This window comes from Streptomyces galbus, assembly GCF_005280195.1.
Classification (GTDB): Bacteria; Actinomycetota; Actinomycetes; order Streptomycetales; family Streptomycetaceae; genus Streptomyces; species Streptomyces galbus.
The window spans coordinates 15,393-41,043 of sequence record NZ_SZPR01000034.1 but is presented as its reverse complement, the minus strand read 5'-3'; the positions used below and the strand labels follow the sequence as shown (position 1 = coordinate 41,043).

The following is a 25,651-nucleotide window of genomic DNA, read 5'->3' as shown; positions in this document are numbered from 1 at the left end:
GCGACGCACGGCGCCGGGGCCCGCCCGGCCGCGGCGTCAGGTCGCCAGGCCGTGGCGGTAGGCGTAGACCACGGCCTGGACGCGGTCCCGCAACTGGAGCTTGGCCAGGATGCGGGAGACGAAGGTCTTGACGGTCTCCGGGCTGATGACCAGGACCGCGGCGATCTCGCTGTTGGAGAGACCGTCCGCGAGGAGCCGCAGCACCTCCAGCTCCCGGGGGGTGAGCGGGGCGTGGCGGGAGGTGTCCTCGGCGGGCCTGATCCGGGTGGCGTACCGGCCGACGAGCTGGCGCGTGACCTCGGGATCGAGGAGGGCCGCGCCACTGGCCACGGTGCGGATGCCCTGCAGCAGCCGGTCCGGGGGCGCGTCCTTCAGGAGGAAGCCGGAGGCCCCGGCGCGCAGGGCCTCGTAGACGTACTCGTCGAGGTTGAACGTGGTCAGCACGAGGACCTTGACCGGGTGCGGCACCCCCGCGCCGGCCAGCAGGCGGGTGGCCTCCAGGCCGTCGAGGACCGGCATCCGGATGTCCATCAGGACGACGTCCGGCCCCACCTCGCCCGCGAGTCGCACCGCGGTCCGTCCGTCGCCGCACTCGCCCGCCACCTCCATGTCGGGCTGGGCGCCGACGATGGTCACCAGGGCGGTGCGGATCAGCGTCTGGTCGTCGCAGACCAGGACCCTGATCGGTGCGCTCATGCGGGGCTGCCGGGGATACGGGCCCGTACGGTGAAGCCGCCGTCCGTGCTGTGCCCGGCGCTGAAGTCGCCGCCCAGGACGTGGACGCGTTCGCGCAGGCCGGCCAGGCCCCGTCCGCCGCCGACCGCGGCGGCACTGCGCGACCCGGAGCCCTCCGTGCTGACCTCCACGGTGATCTCCCCCTCGCCGTGCCGCACCTGGACGGAAGTCCGGCTGCCGTGAGCGTACTTGAGGGCGTTGGTCAGCGCCTCCTGCACCACCCGGTAGGCGACGAGGTCGGCGCTGCCGGTCGACACCGCGGGGATTCCCCGCTCGCTGAAGTCCACCGGCTGCCCGGCACGGCGGGTCTGCTCGACGAGGGTGAGGACCCGGCCTGCGGCGGGACTCCTGGGTTGCGCGGTGCCCGCCGCGTCGGCTTCGGCGTCGTGGTCAGCGCCGTAGTCGGGGTTCAGCAGGTCGAGCAGGTGGCGCAGGTCGGCGATCGCGCGGCGGCCGGTGTCGCTGACGGCGGCCAGGGACCGGTCGAGCCGCTCGGGGGCGCCGGTCAGGTAGCGGGCGGCCTCGGCCTGGACGACCATGGCCGTCACGTGGTGGGTCACCACGTCGTGCAACTCCCGCGCGATCTGGGCGCGTTCGGCCGCCCTGGTCTGGACGGCGAGCCGTTCGCGGCGCTCGGTCTCGGCGATCCGGCTGGACCGTAGCCACGCCCCGGCTCCCCAGGCCAGCGCCAGCACCAGGTAGAACGTCACGAACTCCTCCGGCGTCTCACCGCCCGACCCGAGGCGGGAGAGCGCGACGGCGAGGGGCGCGTACGCCACGGAGAGCAGGACCACGGCGGTGCGGCGGTGGCGCTCCAGATGGCAACCCGCGCTGATCAGGACGAGGGGCAGCGCGCTGCCCGCAGCCGAGTGGTAACCCCGCAGCTGGTCGAGGGCGAAGCCGCAGCCCACCAGGGCGAGACACCCGAGCGGCCACCGGCGCCGCACCGCCAGCGGCAGGCATTCGAGGGCGAGCGCGACGACGGCGAGGGCGTCGAACGGGCGGCTCGGCAGGTCCCCGACCTGTGTCCCCTGACCGCGCAGTCCCGGCAGGAACGACGCGACCAGGAACAGCAGCCCGAGGGGGAGGTCGCGGACGGTGACGTCCAGCCGGCGCTACCGCCGGCGGACCGTCTCGGGGCTCATCACCGGGGGAGTGCAGCCAGCGTGTCGGCGCGCCCGCCGCGACGCCGCGGGACCACGGTGCCCCGGCGCCGGGCCAGCCGCAGGAAGGCGATCGTCAGCAGCCCGCCGAAGAGCATCGCGTAGATGCTGGCCTCCGGCCCGAACGCACCGCCCGTGACCAGGGTGGCGCCCGAGGTCGAGCTGTCCAGCAGGCCGTGCGTGTCGCCGTTGCCGGAGACCTCGGTGCCGAAGATCCCCGCCTCGGCGAAGTTCCAGCCGAAGTGCAGGCCGATCGGCAGCCACAGGGAGCGGGCGGCGGCGTACGCGGCTGCGAGCATCCCACCGGCCTCGATCGCGATGGCGACGGCGCCCAGCAGGGTGGCGTCCTCGTTGAGCAGATGGGCCGCGCCGAACAGCACACTGGACAGCACGAGCGCGGCGTACGTGCCCAGACGCCGCTCCACGAGCCGGAAGAGCAGGCCCCGGAACATCAGCTCCTCCGTGACCGCGGCACCGGCCATGAAGCCGACCAGCGCGAGCGCCCCGCCCACCGAACCGAAGCCGTGCACGTCGTAGTCGCCGAGGAAGGCGATGTTCGCGATGACGCAGACGAACATCGCGGCACCGATCAACATCCCCCGCGCAACCGCGCCTCGGGCGCCCTCCCGGGCCAGCTCCGTGACCGGGCGCCGCTCGGTGCGCCCGACCACCCACCGGTAGACGACCACCGAGAGCACGACCGTCACCGCGCCCAGGAGGAGCGAGAGCCACGGGTCGTCGTGCACGGCGCCGACGGCCTGCCCCCCGACCGCTGCGACCGCGACCACGGCCGGCACCTGCCACACCAGCTTCACGACGACTCCCTCCCGGCCCCGTTCCCGGTTCCGTGTCCGTCCGCGGCGGGTCCGCCCCGGCTGACCGTAACGCTAGGGAAACGCCGGTCGGGAATCGTCACCTCACGGAGGACACCTTCCCGTAGTCCTCACGGGGGACGGCCTCAGTCGCGCACGGCGGCGCCACCGGGGCGCCCCGCGTCCGCGTGCAGGCCGGCGAGGAGGCGCAGCCTCTCGTCGCTCTCGCTGCCGCGGTCGGGGTAGTACACGACGAGGAGGATGTCGTCCACGGGCAGCTTGTCGCGGTGCAGGCGCAGTTCGCCGACGACGGGGTGGCGGACGGTGGTGGTGCCGCCGTCGAGGGCGCGGACGTCGTGGCGGGCCCACAGGGACCGGAACCGCGCGCTGGACAACGCGAGTTCCCCGACCAGCTCCACGAAGCGCGGGTCGTCGGTGTCGTCCCCGACGCTGGTGCGCAGGGCCGCGACGAAGCCGGCCGCGGCCTTCTCCCAGTCGCCCTGGAACTCCTGCTCCTCGGGGTCGAGGAAGAAGGACCGCAGCCGGTTGTGGCCGGGGCTCAACCGGGGCGAGAGGGCGACGGCGAGGGGGTTGGAGGCCAGGACGTCGAAGGCGCGTCCCTCGACGAACGCCGGGACCTGGAGCTGGGCCAGCAGCTCGTGCAGCCGGTCCGGGACGCGTTCGGGGCGCCTGCGGCGCGCTGCCCGGGGCCGTGCCGCGGACAACCCCAGCAGGTACGTCCGCTCGGTGTCGTCCAGGCGCAGGACACGTGCCAGCGCCTCCAGCACCTGGGGTGAGGGGTTCGTGTCGCGGCCGCGCTCCAGGCGCAGGTAGTAGTCGGGGCTGATCCCGGCGAGCAGGGCGACCTCCTCGCGCCGCAGCCCGGGAACGCGACGGTTGCCGCCGGGCGGGATGCCCGCCTGCGCGGGAGAGACCAGCTCGCGCCGGGCGCGCAGATAGCTGCCGAGCCGGTTGCCGGGTTCCTCGTGCTCCATGCCGCCACCGTAGTCCCGCCCGGCCGCCCGAAGGGGGGCCCTGTCAGGACCAGGGAGCAGCCGGGCCCTGCCGCGTCCGCCCGCGTCATCCGAGACTGGCTCCCGCACTGCCGCCGAGGACGGTGTCCGCGCGGGCCGGGCGGCCCGCGGCGGGCGCCGTGAACGATCGAAGGGGAAATCTCCGTGAACCTGTCCCACCGCACCGTTCTCGTCGTCGGCGGAACCTCCGGCATCGGCCGGGAGCTGGCGCGCCGGTTCGCCGCGGCCGGCAGCACCGTCGCCGTCGGCGGACGCAGCGCCGAGAGGCTCGGCGACCTGTCCGCCGAAGGGTTCGCCACCTTCGCCGTCGACGTCACCGACGGCGCATCCGTGGCACGCGCCCGGGACGCCGTCCTCGCCCGGTACCCGGAGCTGGACACCGTGGTGATCGCAGCGGGCGTCATGCTCCTGGAGGACCTGCGCGACCCCGCGCACTTCGAGGCGGCGCGGACCACGGTCGACACCAACCTGCTCGGCACCATCCGCGTCGCCGACGCCTTCACCCCGCACCTCGTCGGACGCGGCGCCGGGACCCTCGTCACCGTCACCTCCGGCATCGCCTTCCTGCCGTTCCCGCTCATGCCCGCCTACGCCGCCTCCAAGGCCGCCGTGCACGCCTACTCCGAGGCCCTGCGCGCCCAGCTCGACGGAACCGGTGTGGGCGTCGTCGAACTGGTCCCGCCCGCGGTCGCCACGGCGGGACAGGAGAAGGTGAACCCGGACGCGCTGCCGCTCGACGTGTTCGCCACCGAGGTCATGGGGCTGCTCGGACAGGAGCCCACCCCGCACGAGATCCTGGTCGAGCGGGTCCTGGCGCACCGCTGGGCGGAGCGCGACGGCACCTACGACGACCTCGTCGCCCGGCGCTCCCGCGCCCTGGCGATGCTCCCCGGCCGCCAGGGCTGACCCGGTCCGCGCGCCGTGACCACGGCCGTCGCCGCCGTCCACCGGGGCGCCGCCACATGGACCAGGTCGGACGGGGCACTCGGGTGTCCCTCCGACCGACCGCGAGAGCCGAACGGAACGCCAGTTGATGAACGCCGAAGACGCCGAGAAGCTGCTGGACGGACTCACCGTGGACGCCAGTCGGCGTGAGCAGCCGATCGTGCTGGACGCCGAAGGGCGCCCCATCCAGACCTGGAAGGAGAACTACCCGTACGACCACAAGGTGTCACGCAAGGAGTACGAGCGCGCCAAGCGTGTCCTGCAGATAGAGCTGCTGAAGCTCCAGCGCTGGGTCAAGGAAACCGGCTCGCGCGTCGTCCTGGTGTGCGAGGGGCGGGACGCGGCGGGCAAGGGCGGCACGATCCAACGGCTCACCGAGCGCCTCAACCCGCGGGGCGCCCGCGTGGTCGCCCTGGACAAGCCCACCGAACGCGAGGCCGGGCAGTGGTACTTCCAGCGGTACGTCGCACAACTGCCGACGGCCGGGGAGATCGTCTTCTTCGACCGCTCCTGGTACAACCGGGCCGGTGTGGAGCGGGTGATGGGCTTCTGCTCGCAGGAGGAGTACGAGCTGTTCCTCGACCAGTGCCCCACCTTCGAGCGGATGCTGGTCGACAGCGGCATCCTGCTGGTGAAGTTCTGGTTCTCGGTGTCCCGCTCGGAGCAGCGCACGCGCTTCGCGATCCGGCAGGTCGACCCGGTGCGCCAGTGGAAGCTCTCGCCGACCGACCTGGCGTCCCTGGACCTCTGGGACGCCTACACCGAGGCGAAGGTCGACATGTTCCGCGCCACGGACACCCCGCACGCCCCCTGGACCGTGGTCAAGAGCAACGACAAGCGGCGCGCCCGGCTGGAGACGATGCGCAGCCTGCTGGCGCGCATCGACTACGCGAGCAAGGACGAGGAGGCGGTGGGCACGCCGGACCCCCTCGTCGTCGGCGCCGCCGACACCCTCCTGGAGCCCGGTGAGGAGGACACGCAGCTCTCCCCGACACCGCTGTCACCCGGCGTCGGCGTCCCCGGCAAACACCCCGGCAACGACTGACCCCCGCACGGCGGGGCCCACCCTGCGGGGCGGGCCCCGCCGCACGTCGGCGTCCGGCCGGGCGGCGCCGCTCACATGCGGTCGGTGAGCTCCTCGGCGAACACCTGCGCCAGGGGCTGCGGTCCCACGTACTGCTGGCAGTTGCACCGGCCGGCCTCGTAGCGCAGCGGCTTCTTGTTCTCGTCCCAGGTCGTCGGCACTTCGACGCGCTCGTGGCACCGGCCCTGCTTGTCGTGCTTGGCGAGGTGGTGCGTGCACCCGCAGACCGGCTCGGGGGGCTTGTTCGCCGCCTCGACGGCCAGGCGCTCCTCCCTGGCCGCCTCGAGCAGCTGCAGCTTCCGCTTGTGCCGGGTGCGCAGCGCGGTGCGGACCGTGTCCGCGGCCCAGGCGAACCCGCCCGTCCAGAACGCGATGAGAACCCACCAGATCCAGTTCACAGGCCATCCCCCCAGTCGCCCTGAAGGGCTAGCGTAGACACCTTTCAGGAGGTTGACGCCCCCTGCGCACCCTCTTCGCCCGGAAACCCGTGCTGCTGACCCCACGCACGGGACGGGCCTGCCACGGCCCGCTCGGCGCGGACCGACCGGGCCGCCGAGCGGTGTTACGAGGTCAGCCGTGGCACGGACAGCCGGAGACCCGCAGCAGGCCGGCGTGACAACGCGGGAACAGCACGAGGGTGGTCACCACGTCGTCCTCCCGGGTTCGTCGGCCGACCGCGCGGCCGATGCCGACGCGCGTGCGGAAAAGCGGACAAGGGGCTCGTCGGCTGATCGCCCGGCCCTTGGTTCGCGCCGACCGTGGATCGGCGGTTCTCGCGGAGTCAAGGGCGTCCGTCGTCACCGGCCCGGCAACACCACGGCCTGCGCGGACAGTTGGCCGGAAGCTTCATGTGCCTGCAATGATCCGCCGCGGTTCTGCCTGGTAGACATGGTGATGCGTGGTCGTGGAACGGCCGGAAGCCGCCCGGCGCTCACGAGGCGCACCTCCGCGACCCCACCGCGCACGCACCCGATCCCCCCACGCCGCCCTTCTTCCCTCAGCGACAAGGAACGGCCATGCCTACCCACTCCTCCTCCAGACCCCGTCTGCTCCGCGGCCTCACCGCGGCCACCGTCCTCGCGACGCTCACCGCCGGGCTGGCCGCCTGCGGCGGTGACAGTGACGCCGCCACCGGGACGGGCGACGCCGCTTCCGGGAGGGTGACGATCGGCCGGCTCTCGAACGGCGCCGCCACGGAGACCACCCTCGAGGTGTCCGAGGTGAAGTCGATCAGCGCCCAGCTGCCCGCCGACGTCAAGAAGAGCGGCAAGCTGGTGATCGGCCACGGCGTCCTGCCGTCCGGCTCCGCCCCGCTGGAGTTCATCGGCGAGGACCAGAAGACCCTCACCGGGTCCGAGGCCGACATCGGCCGCCTGGTCGCCGCGGTCCTCGGACTGGAGCCGGTGAGCCGCAACTTCACCTGGGACAACCTGTTCGTCGGCATCGACAGCGGCAAGGTGGACGTGGGCTTCTCCAACATCACCGACACCGAGGAGCGCAAGCGCAAGTACGAGTTCGCCTCCTACCGGCAGGACAACCTCGCCTTCGAGGTGCTGAAGTCGAACCCCTGGAAGTTCGACGGCGACTACGAGAACCTGGCCGGCAGGACCGTCGAGGTCGGCTCCGGCACCAACCAGGAGCGCATCCTCCTGGAGTGGCAGAAGAAGCTGAAGAGCGAGGGCAAGAAGCTCACCATCAAGCACTACCCGGACAACAACGCCGTCCACCTGGCGCTCAGCAGCGGTGAGATCGACGCCCACTTCGGCCCCAACCCGACCATCTCGTACCACATCACGCAGACGGCGACGTCGCCCAAGCCCACGGCCAACGCGGGCACCTTCTCCGGCGCCGGTGACTCGCTGCAGGGCCTGATCGCGGCCACCGCCAAGAAGGGCAGCGGCCTGGCCGAGCCGGTCGCCGCCGCGATCAACTACCTGATCCAGAACGGGCAGTACGCCAAGTGGCTGGCGGCCTGGCACCTCTCCAACGAGGCCGTCACCAAGGCCGAGGTCAACCCGCCCGGGCTGCCGCTCGACAACGCCTGACCCGCCCCCGATGACCCGGCCGCCGGACGCCTCCACCACGACCGGCCTCCGCCCGGCGCCCCCCGCCGGCCGGAGGCGGGTCGCGGTGGCCGGCGCCCTGATCGCCGCGTTCGGCGGCTTCGCGAGCTTCAACCTGACGCTCTCCGCGCTGCCCGCGTACGCCGTCCGCTCCGGCGCCGGACCGGCGGGCGCCGGAGCGCTCACCGCGACCCTCATGGCGGCCACCCTCGTCGTCCAGCCGGTCACCCCGTGGCTCTTCGCCCGGATCGGACGGCGCCAGTCCCTCGCGCTGAGCGGCGTGCTCTTCGGGCTGCCCTGCCCGGTCCTGCCGGCGGTGTCCGCACTGCCGGCACTGACCGCACTGGCGGCCGTGCGCGGGCTGGGCTTCGGCGTCTTCGTCGTCGCCGGGGTCACCTTCACCGCCGAACTGTTCCCGCCGGGCGCCCGGGGCAGGGCCATCGGCTGGTACGGCGCGGTGGTCGGGGTCTCCGGCGTGCTGGGGGCCCCCGCGGGTATCGCCCTGGCCCGGGAGCGGGCCTATCCGCTGGTCTTCGCCCTGGCCACGGCCACCGCCGCGCTGGTCGTGGCCGGCGCGTTCTGCTTCCCGCGCGCGGCAGCACCCGCCCCCGCGCCGGAACCCGGCCACCGGCGGACCCTGCGCGCGACGGGCCGGGCCCTGCGCCCCATGACCGGCCCCCTGCTGGTGGAGGCCGCCTCCACCACGGCGTACGGCGTCGTCTTCACTTTCCTGCCGCTGACGGCCTCGGCTGCCCCCGGTGCCCTGCTGGCCGCGCAAGTCTCCACCGTGCTCTCCCGCCTCGGCGCCGGGTGGCTCATCGACCGGTACGGCGCCCGCCGGGTACTGCCCCCCGCCGTGCTGCTCACGGCACTCGGCACCGCCGCGGGGGCCGCGCCGCACGAACCGGTCCTGCTGCTCGCCGGAACCGCGCTGTTCGGGGCCAGCTTCGGGGCGGTGCAGAGTGCCACGCTGGTGCTCGCGCTGCAGGCCGCCGGCGACCACCCCGCCGGCCTCGCGGTGGCCGGGGTCGCCTGGAACGTCGCCTTCGACGGCGGTACCGGCGTCGGATCGCTCGCGGGCGGCCCCGTGCTCTCCCACGGCGGCCCGGCCGCCCTCTTCCCGGCCGCGGCGGCGGTCCTGGCCGTGTTCCTCCTCTTCGACCGGTGGGTGACACGACGGCCGGATACCGGGAAATGCACGTCGCCACCCGGCGACTGACCGCCATTGCTTTTCCGTGGATTCCGCCGCCATAACCCTCGCGGACAACTGCACGTCGCCGCCGCGCAGTTGCTAGTGTGGGGCCATGCGGATAGGCGTGAATGTTCCCAACTTCGGTCCGGGTGCCACCCCGGACAACCTGGCCCGCTGGGCCAAGACCTCGGAGGGGCTCGGTTTCGACCTGTTGATGCTCTCCGATCATGTGGCGATCACGTCGGATGTGGCGAAACAATATCCGGCGCCTTTTTACGAACCCGTCACCACGCTGGCCTGGCTGGCGGGGATCACGACCAGGATCCACCTGGGCACGACGGTCCTCATCGCGCCCTACCGGCACCCCCTGCTGGTCGCTCGCATGGCCGCCAACCTGCAGCAACTCAGCGGTGGACGGCTGGTTCTCGGCGTCGGGGTCGGCTGGGCGCGCGAGGAGTTCGCGGCGCTGGACGTCGAGTTCCGGCGCCGCGGCGCGCTGACCGACGAACTCCTGCGGACCCTGCGCTCCGCGTGGGCCGACGAGGCCGACTACGGCAGCGGGCAGATTCCGATCTGGGTCGGCGGAAACAGCGACGCCGCAATACGGCGGGCCGTCCGTTTCGGTTCTCCCTGGCATCCCCTGCGGTTCACGATGTCCTGGTTCCGGGAGGCCCTGCCGCGCGTGCGGAATATCGCGGACGAACTCGAACTGCCGGTTCCCGAGTTGGCCCCGCGCATCTATCTTCAGCTCACCGAAAAGCCGATCGACGACCCTGACCGGCGGGCCGGTGAAGGAACCCTCGAGCAGATTCTCGAGGACATCGAGGAACTCCGCCGGGCCGGTGCGGAAACCGTGCTGCTCGACCCGTACCACGGTGACCCGGACGAGACCCTGCGACCCGAGCCGGCATGGCAGGCACTGGCCACCCTGGCCGCGCACCGGCCGTAGCCGCCCCCCACAGAGACGGAGTGACAGTGGCCCCCAACGACCACGACCTTTCCCAGCACGGCACCGGCACCGTCGACGAGGCCGAACTGCCCTACCTGCGCCGCTGCATCGAGCTGGCCGCCGAGGCGGTCGACGCCGGCGACTGGCCGTTCGGCTCGGTGCTCGTCGACGCGGACGGCAAGATCCTCGCCGAGGACCGCAACCGCGAGTCCACCACGGGCGACCCGACCCGGCACCCCGAGTTCGAGCTGGTCCGGTGGGCCGTGACCCACCTGAGCCCCGAGGAGCGGGCCGCGGCGACCGTGTACACCTCGGGCGAGCACTGCCCGATGTGCGCGGCCGCCCACGGCTGGGCCGGGCTGGGCCGCATCGTCTACGCCAGCTCGTCCCGGCAGGCCCGGGACTGGAAGGCCGAGTGGGGCGTCCCCGTCACCTCGCCGCTGGCCCCGCTGTCCGTCCAGGACGTCGTGCCCGGCCAGGAGGTGGCGGGTCCGGTTCCGGAACTCGCCGAGCAGGTGCGGGAGTTGCAGTGGCGCTTCCGGCTGCGGAACAGCGCGGGCGACTGACGGTGACACGCAGACCGGGGCCTGGCGGCGCGATCGCTGCCAGGCCCCGTGCGTTGCCGCCGGCCGACGGCTCGGACCGCGCCGCCGGTCGGCGGGTCAGACCATGAACTGGTCGTACTTCGCCATGTGCTCCTGCAGCTCCTCCAGGGAGGGGTTGCGCCCGTTGGCCGTGAGGCGCCCCAGGCCGCGGAAGTAGTCCTCGCGGTTGTAGATCGGGTAGAACATGATCAGGAGCGTGGCGTCCTCGTTGCCCCGGTTGGTGAAGCCGTGCGGCTCGCCCTTGGGGACGTAGGCGAACGCACCCGGCTCACCCACCACCTTGCGGTCGCCGATGGTGAACTCGATCTCGCCCTTCACCACGTAGAACATCTCGGTGGACTGCTTGTGGATGTGCGGGCTCGCACCGCTCGCCTCCGGCGCCATGTGGTGCTCGAAGAAGCCGAACTCGCCGTCGGAGTCCGCCGTGGTGAGCTTGAGGTACGTCCTCTTGGTGTCGCGGATGTTGACGAACTCGCCTTCGCCCGACGGAACGTACAGCGGAACGGACATGTCTCTCCTCAGATGGTTGATCACACAGTGCCGACACGGTCGAGCGGCCGGCGGTTCAGGGGTGGTTACGTGGCCTCGGCCAGGGTCGGGTCCGGCTGGGGCCTGCTGTCGGCCCGGGCCTGGGCCCAGCGGCCGATGGGCGGCGCGGCGAGACCGCAGACGGCGAACAGCGCCGCCAGGACGACCCAGCCCGAGGTGCCGGTCGTGACGACCAGGCTGACCAGGACCGGCGCCGCGATCTGCTGGATGGCCACGCCGAGCCAGAAGACCGAGAGGTAGACGCCCTCCTGGCCGGGCGCGGCGAGCAGGTAGGAGCCGCCCCAGCCGCCGGCGGACTGGAACAGTTCACCGCCGGTCAGCGCGACCATCGCCAGCAGCAGCACGCCGACGGCGAGGACCACCGGCAGTTTCGGCGCGGCGACGAGCAGCAGGCAGCACAGCGCGAGCGAGACGCCGGCCCACACCAGGGCCCGCGCGGCACCCGCGATCGTGTCGGTCCCGCGGCTGGCCCGCACCTGCAGGGCGACCGCCAGCACGGTGTTGACCGCCACCAGCGGTGAGATCAGCGCCGAGGAGACGTCGGTGTGCTTGACGATCCACAGCGGGATACCGATGCTCAGCAGCGTCATGTGCATCGTGAGCACGGCGTTGATCCCGGTGAACGACAGGAACGACCCGTCCCGCAGCACGCTGACCGAGAAGCGCCGGCGCAGGCTCTTCGCCGGGGCGCTGAGCACCGGCAGCCGCGCGGCCAGGCTCGCGAGCACCGCGAACGAGGCGGCGTTGACCAGCAGGATCGCGGTGTACCCGGCGCGGGTGTCGATCAGCAGCCCGATCCCGCCGAGCAGCGCGCCCACGGTGAAGCCGACGTTGCGCAGCGACCGGAGGATCGCGACGACCCTGACCCGGTCCTCGGTCGCCGTGGCCTGCCCGACCAGGGCCTGCTCCATCGGTGCGGCCGCCTTGTCGACCAGGCCGAGCAGGCACACCACGGTCAGGAACTGCCACAGGTTCTGCACCAGCGGGTAGACCACGAAGCAGGCGCAGCGCCACAGGCTGACCCCGACCAGCACCTTCTTCGGGCCGATCCGGTCCGCGAGGACGCCGATCGGGATGGCCGTGGCGAGGGCGACGGCGGCGGACAGGGTCAGGCCGAGGCCGAGGTTGCCCTCCGACAGGTGGACCGACCGCGTGATGAACGGCACGGACACGGCGAGGAAGGCACCCGTGCCGACGGCGTCGATCATCGCCATCACGGCCAGCCGCAGGCCGACCGAGCCTCCGGGCATGGAGCCGCGCCACCCGCGGACGCGTTGCCACACAGCAGACATGTCGTTCCTCAATCGGTAGCGATGCGGATGGCGGCGTCCGCGTCCAGGACGCGCCGGCGGGTGGTGTCCGCGTCGGGTCCGGTCGCGATGACGTGTCCGGCCCGGTCCCAGGACGACGCCCAGGCACGCACCTGCTGACCGGCCTCGACGTCCACCTCCGCGACGTGCACACCGGGCAGCCGCTGCGCCTCGTCCAGCCCGGTGACCGCGGTGACCGTGCCCGGCTCGGCTGCCAGGAACCGGATCGCCGAGGTCCGCTCGGCGGAGCGGGGCAGCGTGACGGGACGGCCGGCGAGCAGGTCGATGAGCGTCAGCCTGACGCGGGTCCCGTAGGCCAGGTCGATGAGGTCGACCAGGTAGTCACCGGGGCAGCGGCCGGCGCACTCCACCAGCGTCGGACCGTCCTCGGTCAGGATCCACTCGGCGTGCAGGATGCCCGTCCCGAAGCCGGTGGCGGCGACCAGCTTGCGGATCGCCGTGCCGAACGCCTCCTGGGTGCCGGGGTCGAGCGGAGCCGGCAGCAGGTGGCCCTGCTCCACCGGGTAGGGCCCCGGGACGACGGTCTTGGCCGTGACGTTCTCGAAGACCACCTCGCCCTCGCGCACCAGCGCCTCGACGCTGAACTCCGGTCCGCGCAGCCGTTCTTCGGCCAGGAAGCGCCACGCCAGCTCCCGGTCGGGCACCTGCTCGTACTCGGCGGCGGACGAGGTCCGCTCCCACGCCTCGGCCGCGGTGGCCTCGTCGACCGAGTCCAGCAGCTGCACGCCCACGCTCGCCTGCCGGTTCGCCGGCTTGACCACCACCGGACCGCCGTCGGCGAACTCCAGGATGTCCGCGGGCCCGTGCACCTCGCGCCAGCGCGGGTTGCGCACGCCGCCGGCCCCGGACACCTCGCGCAGCCGCACCTTGTCGCGCAGCGCCTGCGCGGCCGCCTCGGTCGCCCCCGGCAGCCCCAGCTTCTCGGCGAGCGCGGCCGTGGCGGGCACCGCGTACTCCAGACCGGGGACGACGGCGGCCACCGGGCGGGTGGCCGTCAGCTCGGCGGCCAGGTCCAGGGCCCCGGCCGACTGCTGGTAGCTCGCCGGGACGATCCGGTCCAGGCAGTCGAACCGGCTGGCGGCGTCGTGCAGTTCGCGCTTGCGGATGATGTCGGGTTCCTCGATCACCACGACGGACCCGCTGGGGACGCTCCCGTCGATGGCGCGCAGGTAGGCCGCGTTGTAGCCGACGAACACCACCTGTGCGTCGCTGGCGGGGCTGGTCATGGCGACCTCCTGGGGGATGGGGACCACTGCATGGTCACTGCCTTTCTTCGAACGTGGGGGGACTCGTGACCGACGGCGTTCATACGGGCGTCCCGAGCACCGAGGTGCGGCCGTCCGCGCGGACGGGCGTGCCGTCGATGACGACCTCGAGCGCGGCGAGCACCTCCGCGGAGCGGGCCCGGGCCTCCTCGGCGGTGGCACCCGAGACGATGACGTGGCCGTGCCGGCTCTTGGAGTCGCGGACCTCCGGCACCGTGCCGCCCGGGCTCAGCTTGAGGCTCAGCTCGTCGACGTAGGGGAGGCCGGCGACCGTCTCCAGGCCCCGGATCTCGCTGATACGGCCGGGCGGGAAGGTGAAGAACCGCACGATCGCCGTCGCCGTCGCCTCGGGCAGAGCCACGGGACGGTCCGCGAGGGCGGTGAAGATCGCCTGCTCGATGTCCAGTCCGGTGGCGAGTTCGACGAGCCGCGGGATGCGGTCACCGCCGAGCCGGGCCTGCGACTCCACGATCCGCGGGCCGCGTTCGGTCCAGATGACCTCGGTGTGGGCCGGCCCGAACCGGTAGCCGCACGCCGTGAGGAGCTCGGTGGTGAGGTCCTCGACGGCCCGCCTGCGGTCCTCGGGGAGCGGCGCCGGGTGGACGTGCCCCACCTCCACGAACAGCGGCGGTGGCCCCAGCAGCTTCTCGGTGATGCCGACGACCTGGTGGCGGCCGTCCCGGCTCAGCGTCTCCACGCTGTACTCCGGACCCCGCAGGTACTCCTCGACCAGGAACGGCCCGTCGTAGCCGTACGCGTCGACCAGTGCCGTCCAGGCCGCCCGGTCCTGCGGCTCCTGCCACAGGAACACGCCCCGGCTGCCGGCGAGCGCGGCCGGTTTGACGACGGCCGGGCAGCCGATCCGCTCGACCGCGCCGGGCACCTCCCGCCGGGTCGGCGCCGCCTCGAAGGACACCGGGGACAGCCCGTGCCGGGCGAGCAGGTCGCGCATGGCGTGCTTGTCGGCGAGGAAGCGGATCGCCGCGGCCGGGTTGAGCTCGGCGTGCAGTTCCTCGGCCACCTCGTGGGCGGTGACCATCGTTTCCTCCCGGCCGATGTGGTAGATCACCGTGGCCCCGTGCTCGCGGGCCGCCTCGCGCAGGGTGCGGCGCAGCAGCTCCGGGTCCTGGAAGTCGGTCTCCAGGTACAGGTCGGCCAGGGCGCGGACGTCGTCGAGGTACGCGGGCGACTCCAGCCGGGGGTCCCAGACGGCGCCGACCCAGAAGCCCTCGGCCTGCGCCTTGCGCACGAACTGGCGGTAGGGCATCACCATCAGCAGGCGGGGCCGGCCGTCGGCGGGTGCGGGCGTCGTCACCGGGCACCGCCCGCCTCGGCGACGACGGCGCCGGCCGGCACGGCCTCGGCCTCGCGGCCCAGCAGGCTGAGGTAGCGCTCGCCGGTGTCGGGCAGCAGGGTCACGATGCGCCGGCCCCGGTACTCCGGGCGGGCCGCCAGGACGCCGGCCGCGTGGACGACGGCACCCGCCGAGACCCCGACCAGCAGACCTGCGCGCGCCGCGAGCCGCCGGGTGGTGTCCAGGGCGTCCGCGTCGGAGACCGCGATCACCTCGTCGATGAGGTGGCGTTCGGTGGTGGGCGCGATGAAGCCGCCGTTGAAGCCCGGGATGGAGTGCGTGCCGGGCTCGCCGCCGGACAGCAGCGGCGAGCCGGCCGGCTCCACCGCCACGATCCGCACCGCGGGGTGGGCCTCGCGCAGGTAGCGTCCGGCGCCGCTGAGCGTCCCGCCGGTGCCCACCCCGGCCACGAACACGTCGATCCGCCCGTCGGCGTCGCTCCAGATCTCCGGGCCGGTCGTCTCGTAGTGGGCGCGGGTGTTGTCCGGGTTGTCGTGCTGGCAGCAGAACCAGGACCCGGGGGTCTGCCGGTGCAGCTCCTCCGCCTTGTCGACGGCCGCCTGGTAGCCGCCCGTGTGCGGGGTCCGTACGACCTCGGCGCCGAGCGAGCGCAGGATGGCCACCCGCTCCTGGGTGGCGTTGTCCGGCAGCACGATGACGCACCGGTAGCCGCGGGCCGCGGCCAGTGCGGCCAGCGAGATGCCGGTGTTGCCCGAGGTCGCCTCGATCACGGTGCCGTCGCCCGGGGTGAGCAGCCCGCGCTCCTCGGCGCCGCGCAGCATCGACAGCGCGGCCCGGTCCTTGCTGCTGGACCAGGGGTTGAACAGCTCCAGCTTGGCCAGCACCTCGGCGTCGTCCGGTGCCCCGTCCACGACCCGGTGGACGGGCAGCCTCAGCAGCGGGGTGCCCCCGATCAGGTCGACCAGGGAGTCCGCGACGGGGCGCCGTAGGACGGGCTCGGTGCGGATGCTGATCTCCTGCGCGGCGGCCTCCGCGGTGCGCGCCGCGAGCTCCGCGGTGTCGGCCACCACGAGGACGTGTCCGGCGCGGTCGCCGTTGCGGCGCAACTCCCGTATGACGGAGCCCGGCTTCGGCTTGACGACCACTTCCTCGACGCCGGGCAGCGCGGCGGCCCGCTCGAGGCCGCCGACCGACACGACCCGGCCGGGCTGCGCGGTCAGGTAGCGGATGGCGGCGCCGCCGACCGGCTGCTCGGGCAGCACGCGGGCGGGCAGGGGCTGTCCCAGGTACTGCCGGGCCACCAGCTCCAGGGACTTGATGCCGAGGGCGCGGTCGACGAGGTAGGTGATCTTGCCGCCGGCGGGCCGGGGGTTGATCTCGATGAGCTTGGGTCCGGCCGGGGTCACCTTGATCTCGACGTGCGCCATCCCCAGGTCGAACCCGACCGCGCGCAGCGCCTCGACGGCCAGGTCGCCGCAGGCGCGGACCACCGGCTCGGGCAGGCTGGAGGGGAAGGTGTGGGCCAGCTCGACGAAGTAGCCCTGGCCGACGACCGACTTGTCGGTGACGCCGAAGACCTCGTAGCGGTCGCCGTCGGCCAGCACCTCCACGCTGACCTCGGGGCCGCTCAGGTACTCCTCGACCATCAGCTCGTGGTAGCGGGCCTGGCCGCGGGTGTTCTCCCTGCGGGACCGGATCAGCGCGACGTGCTCGGCGGCCTGCGCGGCGGTGTCGACCAGCCGTACGTCCGCGCTGCTGGTCTCGTCGGCCGGCTTGACCACGCAGGGCAGGCCGATCTCGGCCGCGGCCGCCTCCGCCTCGGCGGGGTCGCGCACGGTGCGGAACGCCGGTATCGCGACGCCGAGTTCGGCGCAGCGCCGGCGCATCAGCGCCTTGTTGCGCGCGGTGGCCACGCCGTCGACGCTGACCGTGGGCAGGCCGAGGTGGACCGCCACCTGGGCGGCCACGACCACGTCGTACTCGGCGAGGGTGAGGAACGCGTCGAAGGGGTGCTTCTCCCCGGCCGCGTGCACGTGCGGCAGGAGTTCCTCGTAGATGTTCGTCTCGCAGTGGACGATCTCGTCGACGTACTGCTCGAAGTAGGCCGGTCCGCCCGGCACGGCCAGGTAGCGGTCCAGGTCGCGGGTGAAGAAGGTGACGCGGCAGTCGAGTTCCTTGATGATCTGCAGGCCCTCGAAGCCGGATCCGGAGAGATTGCTCTCCACGACACCGACGTGAATCATGTGTGCCTCCGATGGCTGCCGACGCGTGGTCGGGGGGCGGGGAACGGCGGGCGACGTGCGGGGACGGGGACGGGGCGGGCGGTCACCAGCACCCGGAGGTGGCCAGCGCGCGCAGCAGTTCGTCCGCCTCCTCGCGGTCCGCGGCCGACAGGCGCGGCGTCACCTCGCCCAGCGGGGCCATCACCCGGGCGCCCGCCGGTACGTCGCCGAGGACGAGCGACCCCGCGCCGATCAGCGCGTCGTCGCCGACGCTGACCGGGCCCAGCACGATCGCGTTGGTGCCGAGCACCACCCGGTCGCCGACGACCGGGTGGCGGCGCGCACCGGCCGCCCGGCGCCCGTCCCGCCACCAGCCGACCGAGCCCAGCGTGACCTGGTGGAAGATCGTGACGTCGTCGCCGACCTCGGCCGTCTCCCCGATGACCACGGCGGCGCCGTGGTCGATGAACACGCGCCGGCCGAGCCTCGCGCCCGGGTGGATCTCGATGCCGCCGGTCACCGCGCGGGCCAGGTAGGCGAGGAGCCGGGCGAGTTGACGGTGCCCGCGGGTGTAGAGGGCGTGCGCCAGCCGGTGGGTCCACAGCGCCGGCAGGGCGGGGTGCAGCAGCGCCTCCGCGCGGGTGCGGACCGACGGGTCCCGCGCGACGATCACGGAGAGGTCCTCCCTCGCCCTGACGATCAGCCTACGCATGCGATGCTCCGTAATGTCATGTCTGGTCTTTCCCGGGGGCACGTCGAACTCCGCGGCGGACGTCAGTAGTTGGGGGCCTTCACCAGGTTCGCCGTGCCGTGGACGATCTCGGGTATGTACACCCGCTCGGTCCACGCCTCCTGGGTGACCGGTTCCAGGGCGATGGACACGGCGCCCTCGTCGACCGAGAAGGCGGTCCGCACGGCGCTGGTGATCGCGTCGACGAGTGCGGAGATCTGGTCGGCCGCGAGGTTGTTGGGGAAGTGTTTGATGCTGACGTGGGGCACTCCGATGGCCTTTCCGGTGAGGCGCGCGGCGTGCAGGGCGGAGACGAGTTCGTCCATCCCCCGCGCGCGCAGCAGTTCGTAGTGGTCCGCCCGGAGTTCGCTGATCCGCAGCGACGTCCGCGACAGCGCGGGGGCGGAGTCGATGAAGGAGTCCTGGTCGCCCCGGGCCCGCAGCACGGTGATCGGCGCCGTGAGACCACGCCGGGCCAGCTCGTCGGGGGCGTACTCGAACGGGAAGGTCGTCCGCACCACGCCGACGATGCGGCGCACCAGGTCACGGTCCAGGTGCTCGAACCGGCCGCAGACGAAGTCGACGAAGGAGTCCTCGTCCCGGGTCGCGGCCAGGCACGCCTGCACCGCCGACCGCTCCAGGTTCCCGGCGAACACCGAGTACAGGATCGAGACGAAGGTGGGGTCCGCGTAGCCGGCCGGCGCCTCCGCCGGCCGCTCGGCGCCGGCCTCCACGGGCGGCTTGCCCGGCGCGATCAGGATCAGCTCGTCGACCTGCTCGCCCGCGCGTTCGAGCTGGTGGGCCACCTCGAAGGCGACCCGGGCCCCGAAGGAGTACCCCCACAGGGTGTACGGGCCGCCCGGCTGGACCCGGCGGACGAGTTCGATGTCCTGGGCGACCATCTCCTCGAACGTCGGGTACGGCACCTCGCCCTCGTTGATGCCGTGGGCCTGCACCCCGAGGAACGGCCGGTCCAGCTCCAGCCGGCCGGCCAGCAGCCGCAGGCTCATCGGGTACCCGCCCAGCCCGGGCCAGCAGAACACCGGCCGGGCACCGTCCCCGGCGCGCAGCCGCACCAGCCGGGTGAGCGCGGTCGCGGGCTCCCGGTCGACGCGCCGGGCCAGCTCGGCGATGGTCGGCGCGTCGAACAGCACCTGGAGCGGCAGGGAGCTGCCGAGTTCGCGGTTGATTCGCCCGACCAGGTTCACCGCGGTCAGCGAATGCCCTCCGGCGGCGAAGAAGTTGTCCCGGATCGAGACGCGCTCCTGCCGGAGCACCGCGCCCCAGAGCGCGGCGATGGCCTCCTCGGTGGGTGTGCGGGGCGGCACGACCGGCGTCTCGGTGTGGTCGACGGCCGCCTTGTCCAGCTCGCGCAGTGCCTGGTGGTCGATCTTGCCGTTCGGGGTGAGCGGGAAGGCGTCCAGCACGGTGACCCGGTTGGGCACCATGTACGGGGGCAGGGTCTCGGCGAGGTTGTCCTTGACGATCTCGGCCGGCCCCCGCATGTGGACGGAGTCCTCCTTCATGCCCTCGCTGAGGCGCTGTTCGGCGCTGATGCGGCCGCCGACGGCGAAATAGGAGGCCGTGCCGGTGCCCAGGTCGACGATGTCCGCGATGCGCCGGGCGGACGGCAGGGGATTGCCGGTCTCGGAGCTGTAGCCCGACGACATCAGCCCCACGTCGAGGTTGTTCATCTGCAGGCGCTGCAGCTCCCGGCCGAGGTCGACGTAGCGCTGCCAGGGCTCCGGGGCGCGGCCGATCAGGCTGACGCCGAAGCTCGCCCGGTCGTACACCTCCTGGTTGATGGCGATGACGTCCTGCTTGCGGACCAGGTCGTCGGACACGTGGACCAGGTCCGCACCGTCGAACCGGTACTGGCCGCCGTGCAGGTCCGTGACGCGGTCGGGGTGGGCCTGCACGTACAGCTCGACGGCGCCGGGGACCGCCGGCGCCCCGGCCGACTCCACGTCGTACGTCGCGAGGTAGTAGTCCTCCTCGGGGCAGCGCAGGACGTCCTTGACCTCGGGCGTGACCGGGCCGGGGTTGATGCGCAGCCCGAACTCGGGGAGGACGTGGTCGAACAGGCCCAGCATGTGCCCGGCTTCGAACTGCAGGACCTCCTGGATGTTGTTGCGGTAGACGGGCTCGATGGCGGACCGGCGTCCGATGAAGTGGACCCGCAGCCTGGGCTCGCCGGTCGCGGCCGGGCCGATCAGCACCAGCCGGTGCTCGACCGGGTGGTAGTAGTAGAAGCCCGCGTCCAGGCCCGCGACGCCGGACAGCTCCAGGTGGAGCTGCGTGGCGTACAACGAGCCGGGGGAGGCGTACCCGTACTTGGGCAGCAGCCGTTCGCCGCTCGGGAACTGCCCGAACCAGCGCAGCAGCGTGCCCAGTTCGGCCAGGCTCAGGGTGGCCGGGTCCCGGTGTGCGGCCGGTTGCCCGGCCGGCCGGGCGAGCAGCGCCAGGAGGTCGGCGCGGCTGACCTCGCCGCCCTCGTAGAACCGGTACGTCTTGCGGGCGAACACCGTGCGCCGCTGGTCCGCCGTGGCCGCACGGCCGGGCAGCTCGACGACGGCCGCGCCGTCGTCCTCGCGGACCCCCAGGTTGGCGAGCTGGGCCTTGAGCTGGAGCCTGCTCTGCTTGGACTGGTGGTGGCTGCCGTGGTTGCCCTGGTCCATCAGCGCGGCGCGCTGCGGGTCGAGCTCGATGAAGGCGATGAGGTTGGCGCCGACCCTCGTGTCGTCCCGGACCAGGACGGCGGCCCGCTTCACCCACTCGTGCTTCTCGATGGACACCTTGATCTCGTCCAGCTCGACCCGGAAGCCGCGCAGCTTGACCTGGCTGTCGGTCCGGCCGAGGAACTGCACCGTGCCGTCGTCGTTCCAGCGGGCCAGGTCGCCGGTGCGGTAGAGGCGCGCGGACGCCGGGTCGGAGGAGAACGGGTTGGGGATGAACCGCTGCGCCGTCAGCTCGGGATTGTTGAGGTACCCACGGGCCAACTGGTGGCCCGCGATGTGCAGTTCACCCGAATCTCCCGGCGCCACGGGCCGACGGGCCGCGTCGAGGATGTGGAAGCTCATGCCCGGGACCGGCCGGCCGATGCTGACGTGGTCGGGGCCCTCGTGGACGGTGCCGCGGTCCACCGTGTGGGCCGACGCGTTGATGGTGCACTCGCTGGGGCCGTACAGGTTCACCAGGTCGATGTGCGGTAAAGCGTCGAGCAGTTCGACCGCCAGGGTCCGGGTCAGCGCCTCGCCTCCGCTGAACACGTGGGTGAGCGAGGTGCAGTCGGACAGCCGGCCGGTGTCGACGAGCGCCTGCAGCAGCGTCGGCACGCCCTGCAGGGTGGTGACCCGGTGCGCCACGATCAGGTCGATGAGCCCGCCGGGATCGGCGTAGATCCCGGGCTCGCTCATCACCACGCTGCTGCCGCAGGCCGGGGCGAGGATCTCCCACTGGGCCGCGTCGAAGCTCAGCGGCGTCTTCTGCAGCACCGTCCTGCGCTCGTGCAGGCCCTGCTCCTCGGCGAGCCACCGCATCTGGCTGACGATGCTGTGGTGTTCGATGCCGATGCCCTTCGGGTTGCCGGTGCTCCCCGAGGTGTAGATGACGTACGCGAGGGAGTCGCCCCGCGCGGGCGGCAGCGCCGTCGGCACGGCGGTCACGCCGTCGGCGGGCCACTCCGTGCGGACCTGGCTGTCGGCGACGGTGACGATCCGCGTCCCCGGCGGTGTCATCGCGGCCAGCCGGGGCACCAGGGACTCCTCGGTCAGGACGACCTCGGTCCGCGAGTCCGCGACCATGTAGCGCACCCGCTCGTCCGGGTACTCCGGCGACAGCGGCAGGTACGCGGCGCCCGAGTGCAGGACGCCCCAGACGCTCACCATGAGGTCGACGGACGGCTCCATGAAGATGCCGACGGGGTCGTTCGCCGCCACACCGAGCTGTCGCAGGTGGGCGGCCATGCGCTCGCTGCTCTCACTGAGCTGCTGAAAGGAGAGCCGCTCCGTGCCACAGGAGACGGCAGTCCGGTCGGGCTGGGCGGCGGTGGCCGCGCGCAGCATTTCTGACAGGGACAATTCTCCGGACCCCGCTGGTTTCGCCATCATCCTTCGAACCTGGAATTCGTGAAGTTGGAGCCTTGAATTAGGGCAGGTGGAGTCGACGCGCGTAACACGGCCACGGCATCGGGGCATGCAAAAGACGCGTAGCGTGGTGGGCTTCGGCCGCGGCCGGGCAGCCGTGAAAAGATTGGAACGGCGCTCGTTCAGTGAATCGGTCGCCGGAAGGAACCGCTGGGGCCGTGCGGTGCGGAGTCGGCCCTCAGAACGTCGTCGGCGCCGCCGTACATCGGACACAGGGATTCTGCACGTACTCAGGACATGGTGCAGACATGCGTGTACGCCTCCCCCTGTCGAACCGGTGTGCCTGCGCCAACCGTACAACTCCCGTTGGAGGGCGTCGTTCAGGCCAGAACAGGTCAGTCCTTTGCGTGATCGATCGGAACGTACACGAAGGCGGTGGCCGACGCGAGACCACACAACTGCCCGGCACGTCCCGTTTGTTCCTCTTGTCGTCAGTCTTCCGTCGGGCGAGCCGTACAGGTGTGAGCATTTCTGGCTGCAAAGTGAGCGACTTTGCTCCGGTTCTCTTCACCCGCACGACAGGTGCGGGATTTCCTGCGGACCGCGCCATGACGCGCGTCACCAGGGCAAGCGGTGCGAGTCGGCCCGAGGATCTGTCGCACCCGCACACCGGTGACTCTCTGCTGCCGTGAATTTCCGGCGTGCGGTATTCCGGGGGCCGCCGGTCGGTCCGGCCCGCCTTGTAAGGCAGCGTTCATGGAGCCGCAACAGAGGGAGCCGGTCGGATTTCTTGGTTCCGCTCAGGCGGCCGGTGCGACGATGCAATCGAGCCTTTGTCACCGACCGCCATGCGGGCCGAGAACCGTACGGCATGCGCCATTCTTTGCCTGATCCTGGGAATCGGACCCCCCGTCCCCCGCCGACGTCGTGGTCGGCCGGCGCCCCTTCCCGGCGGCCGTCGCCGAGGGTGCCGATCGGCACCGGGACGCGGCGCGGCTCGCCCTGGCGGCCCCGGCCCACGACATCGCCCGGGCGGCCCGTGGACCGGGGCTGCGGCGAGCGGTCACCCCCTTCGCTTCAAGGCTTGAAACAAGGTCGAAGAAAAACCTGTCCACCTTCTTGACCGCCTTGTGGCCGCGCGGCATGGTCGGAGAGCGCTCTCCCGCATGGCGTTCCGAGAGCTGACGCCGCACACCGCCCCGCCCGCCGCCACCCCCACCCGCCTCTCCCCGCACGGCGAACGAACCAGGAGCACGCGTGTCCAGAGCCTCCCTCACCGACCCACCAGCCCGCCGCCGCACCGGCGGAGCCCTCCTCGCGGCCGGGCTCCTCCTCGCCTCCTCGCTCACCACCCTGGCGCTCGCCCCCGCCGCGCACGCCGCCGACACCCTGCTGTCCCAGGGCCGGCCCGCCACCGCCTCCTCGCAGGAGGGCGACGGCTACGCGCCCGCCGCGGCGGTGGACGGCAACCTCACCGGCACCCGCTGGGCCAGCCAGTGGAGCGACCAGCAGTGGATCCAGGTCGACCTCGGCCAACAGGCCACGCTCAGCAGGGTCGTGCTGACCTGGGAGGCCGCCTACGGCAAGGACTACGCGATCCAGGCGTCCGGCAACGGCACCGACTGGCGCACCCTGAAGACGGTGACCGGCGGCGACGGCGGCACCGACGACCTCGCCCTCTCCGGCACCGGACGCTACGTGCGGATGCAGGGCATCGCCCGGGCCGGCGGCTACGGGTACTCGCTGTGGGAGTTCCAGGTCTATGGCTCCACCGGGAGCGGCGGCACCACTCAGCCGCCGCCCGGCGGCGCCGTCAAGGTCGAGGGGACCCAGGGCGACTGGCGCCTCACCGTGGGCGGACAGCCCTACACCGTCAAGGGCGTGACCTGGGGCCCGGCCCCCTCCGCCGCGCCGACCTACCTGCCCGACGTGAAGGCCATGGGCGCCAACACGATCCGCACCTGGGGCACCGACGCCTCCACCAAGCCGCTGCTGGACAGCGCCGCCGCCAACGGCATCCGCGTCATCAACGGCTTCTGGCTCCAGCCGGGCGGCGGCCCGGGCGCCGGTGGCTGCGTCGACTACGTCACGGACACCACGTACAAGACCAACGCGCTCAACGAGTTCGCCAAGTGGGTGGACACCTACAAGAGCCACCCGGCGACCCTGATGTGGAACGTCGGCAACGAGTCGGTCCTCGGACTCCAGAACTGTTACAGCGGAACCCAGTTGGAAGCGGAGCGCAACGCCTACACCAGCTTCGTCAACGACGTCGCCAAAAAGATCCACAGTATCGACCCCGACCACCCGGTGACCTCCACCGACGCGTGGACCGGCGCCTGGCCGTACTACAAGCGCAACGCGCCCGACCTGGACCTGTACGCGATGAACTCGTACAGCAACGTCTGCAAGGTCCGCCAGGACTGGATCGACGGCGGCTACACCAAGCCGTACATCATCACCGAGACCGGCCCGGCGGGGGAGTGGGAGGTCCCGAACGACGTCAACGGCGTCCCCGACGAGCCGACCGACGTGCAGAAGGCCGACGGCTACACCAAGGCGTGGAACTGCGTCACCGGCCACCAGGGCGTGGCCCTGGGCGCCACCCTCTTCCACTACGGCACCGAACACGACTTCGGCGGCGTCTGGTTCAACCTTGTGCCCGACGGACTGAAGCGGCTGTCCTACTACGCCGTGAAGCGCGCGTACACCGGCACGACCGCCGTCGGCAACACACCCCCGGTCCTCGGCAACATGACCGTCAGCCCCGCGACCTCCGCCCCGGCCGGCGGCGAGTTCACCGTGCACGCCGACGTGCGCGACCCCGACGGCGACCCGGTGACCTACAAGATCTTCCTCAGCGGGAACTACGCCAGCGGCGACAAGGGCCTCGTGGCCGCGCAGTGGCGGTCCACCGGCAACGGCACGTTCGCCGTCACCGCCCCGCAGAAGCTCGGTGTGTGGAAGGTGTACGTCCAGGCCGAGGACGGCCACGGCAACGCCGGCATCGAGACCAAGTCCGTGCGGGTGGTGGCCCCGCCGGTCAGCGGCACCAACGTCGCACTGAACCGCCCGGCCACCGCCTCCTCCTCCCAGCAGTCCTACGGCGACTGCCCCTGCACCCCCCAACTGGCCGTGGACGGACGCGCCGACACCCGCTGGGCCAGCGACTGGAGCGACCCCCAGTGGATCCAGGTCGACCTCGGCGCGGCCAAGGCGCTGCGCACCCTCCAACTGGTCTGGGACCCGGCCTACGGCAAGGCCTACACGGTGCAGCTCTCGGACGACGGCACCACCTGGCGCTCCGCGTACTCCACCACCACCGGGGACGGCGACGTGGACACCATCCCCCTCGCGGCCACGGCCCGCTACGTCCGCCTGCAGCTCACGGCCCGCGGCACCGGCTGGGGCTACTCCCTGCACGAGATCGGCATCTACGGCTGACGGCCCCGTCCGGTGGCGGCGGTTGCCTCACCCGGCCCGGCGCCACCGGACCCGCTCCTGACCGCCGCACGGCGCCCGGGCGCCCCGCGGTGCTCACCCCCTTTCCCACCCCACCTCACGGGCAGGAG

At 72.4% G+C, this 25,651-nt stretch carries 19 protein-coding genes and 1 pseudogene; 7 read left to right on the top strand and 13 right to left on the bottom strand.

The window, feature by feature from the left end:
- Positions 1–36 precede the first annotated feature (36 nt).
- The 4 genes from E4U92_RS32510 to E4U92_RS32495 all read right to left on the bottom strand — a co-directional run bounded on the left by E4U92_RS32510 (position 37) and on the right by E4U92_RS32495 (position 3,705).
- Positions 37–696, bottom strand: a complete 660-nt coding sequence (locus E4U92_RS32510) for a response regulator (protein WP_137304027.1) — start codon at positions 694–696, stop codon at positions 37–39.
- Positions 693–1,844, bottom strand: a complete 1,152-nt coding sequence (locus E4U92_RS32505) for a sensor histidine kinase (protein ID WP_137304026.1) — start codon at positions 1,842–1,844, stop codon at positions 693–695. Before E4U92_RS32505 ends, E4U92_RS32510 begins: the two co-directional genes overlap by 4 nt.
- Positions 1,845–1,879: 35 nt before the next feature.
- Entirely contained in the window at positions 1,880–2,713 is an 834-nt protein-coding gene (locus E4U92_RS32500) for a CPBP family intramembrane glutamic endopeptidase (protein WP_137304025.1), read from the bottom strand.
- Positions 2,714–2,856: 143 nt separating this feature from the next.
- Positions 2,857–3,705, bottom strand: a complete 849-nt coding sequence (locus E4U92_RS32495; protein ID WP_137304024.1) for a helix-turn-helix transcriptional regulator — start codon at positions 3,703–3,705, stop codon at positions 2,857–2,859.
- A 183-nt stretch (positions 3,706–3,888) separates the two neighbouring features.
- On the opposite strand from E4U92_RS32495, the gene E4U92_RS32490 reads away from it, so the two are divergent.
- Entirely contained in the window at positions 3,889–4,650 is a 762-nt protein-coding gene (locus E4U92_RS32490; protein ID WP_137304023.1) for an SDR family oxidoreductase, read from the top strand.
- A 127-nt stretch (positions 4,651–4,777) separates the two neighbouring features.
- Positions 4,778–5,734, top strand: a complete 957-nt coding sequence (gene ppk2, locus E4U92_RS32485; RefSeq protein ID WP_174864111.1) for a polyphosphate kinase 2 — start codon at positions 4,778–4,780, stop codon at positions 5,732–5,734.
- Positions 5,735–5,805: 71 nt separating this feature from the next.
- Here ppk2 and E4U92_RS32480 read toward each other — a convergent pair whose 3' ends face one another.
- Positions 5,806–6,171, bottom strand: a complete 366-nt coding sequence (locus tag E4U92_RS32480) for a hypothetical protein (RefSeq protein WP_137304021.1) — start codon at positions 6,169–6,171, stop codon at positions 5,806–5,808.
- A gap of 618 nt (positions 6,172–6,789) precedes the next feature.
- Between E4U92_RS32480 and E4U92_RS32475 the strand changes: the two genes are divergently transcribed.
- From E4U92_RS32475 to E4U92_RS32460, 4 genes are all read left to right on the top strand, one after another.
- On the top strand, positions 6,790–7,818 hold the full coding sequence (locus E4U92_RS32475; protein ID WP_137304020.1) for a transporter substrate-binding domain-containing protein: 1,029 nt from the start codon (positions 6,790–6,792) through the stop codon (positions 7,816–7,818).
- Between the two features lie 10 nt (positions 7,819–7,828).
- Entirely contained in the window at positions 7,829–9,055 is a 1,227-nt protein-coding gene (locus E4U92_RS32470; RefSeq protein ID WP_137304019.1) for an MFS transporter, read from the top strand.
- Positions 9,056–9,140: 85 nt separating this feature from the next.
- Positions 9,141–9,977, top strand: a complete 837-nt coding sequence (locus tag E4U92_RS32465; RefSeq protein WP_137304018.1) for an LLM class flavin-dependent oxidoreductase — start codon at positions 9,141–9,143, stop codon at positions 9,975–9,977.
- Positions 9,978–10,003: 26 nt separating this feature from the next.
- Positions 10,004–10,543 (top strand): nucleoside deaminase, encoded by a 540-nt coding sequence (locus E4U92_RS32460; protein WP_229863519.1) that lies wholly within the window; start codon positions 10,004–10,006, stop codon positions 10,541–10,543.
- Positions 10,544–10,639: 96 nt separating this feature from the next.
- On the opposite strand, the gene E4U92_RS32455 is transcribed toward E4U92_RS32460, so the two are convergent.
- The 8 genes and pseudogenes from E4U92_RS32455 to E4U92_RS32425 form a co-directional block, all read right to left on the bottom strand.
- A complete protein-coding gene (locus tag E4U92_RS32455) occupies positions 10,640–11,092 on the bottom strand; it encodes a cupin domain-containing protein (protein WP_067238279.1) in 453 nt (150 codons plus the stop codon).
- 65 nt (positions 11,093–11,157) lie between these two features.
- Entirely contained in the window at positions 11,158–12,423 is a 1,266-nt protein-coding gene (locus tag E4U92_RS32450; protein WP_137304016.1) for an MFS transporter, read from the bottom strand.
- Positions 12,424–12,431: 8 nt separating this feature from the next.
- Positions 12,432–13,688 carry an ATP-grasp domain-containing protein gene (locus tag E4U92_RS32445; protein WP_137304015.1) on the bottom strand — a complete coding sequence of 419 codons (1,257 nt, stop codon included), beginning with the start codon at positions 13,686–13,688 and terminating at the stop codon, positions 12,432–12,434.
- A 79-nt stretch (positions 13,689–13,767) separates the two neighbouring features.
- Positions 13,768–15,042: an ATP-grasp domain-containing protein gene (locus E4U92_RS32440; RefSeq protein WP_137304014.1), complete on the bottom strand. Its 1,275-nt coding sequence runs from the start codon at positions 15,040–15,042 to the stop codon at positions 13,768–13,770.
- Entirely contained in the window at positions 15,039–16,304 is a 1,266-nt protein-coding gene (locus E4U92_RS36910; protein ID WP_373311743.1) for a cysteine synthase, read from the bottom strand. The genes E4U92_RS32440 and E4U92_RS36910 overlap by 4 nt, the downstream gene beginning before the upstream one ends.
- Positions 16,305–16,400: 96 nt before the next feature.
- Positions 16,401–17,285 (bottom strand): annotated as a pseudogene (locus tag E4U92_RS36905) (ATP-grasp domain-containing protein); the annotation flags it as partial.
- A gap of 82 nt (positions 17,286–17,367) precedes the next feature.
- Positions 17,368–17,976, bottom strand: a complete 609-nt coding sequence (gene epsC, locus E4U92_RS32430; protein WP_137304013.1) for a serine O-acetyltransferase EpsC — start codon at positions 17,974–17,976, stop codon at positions 17,368–17,370.
- A gap of 62 nt (positions 17,977–18,038) precedes the next feature.
- Positions 18,039–22,073: an amino acid adenylation domain-containing protein gene (locus tag E4U92_RS32425; protein WP_229863516.1), complete on the bottom strand. Its 4,035-nt coding sequence runs from the start codon at positions 22,071–22,073 to the stop codon at positions 18,039–18,041.
- Between the two features lie 1,263 nt (positions 22,074–23,336).
- Between E4U92_RS32425 and E4U92_RS32420 the strand changes: the two genes are divergently transcribed.
- Positions 23,337–25,523, top strand: a complete 2,187-nt coding sequence (locus tag E4U92_RS32420) for a discoidin domain-containing protein (RefSeq protein ID WP_137304011.1) — start codon at positions 23,337–23,339, stop codon at positions 25,521–25,523.
- The last annotated feature ends 128 nt before the right edge of the window (positions 25,524–25,651 follow it).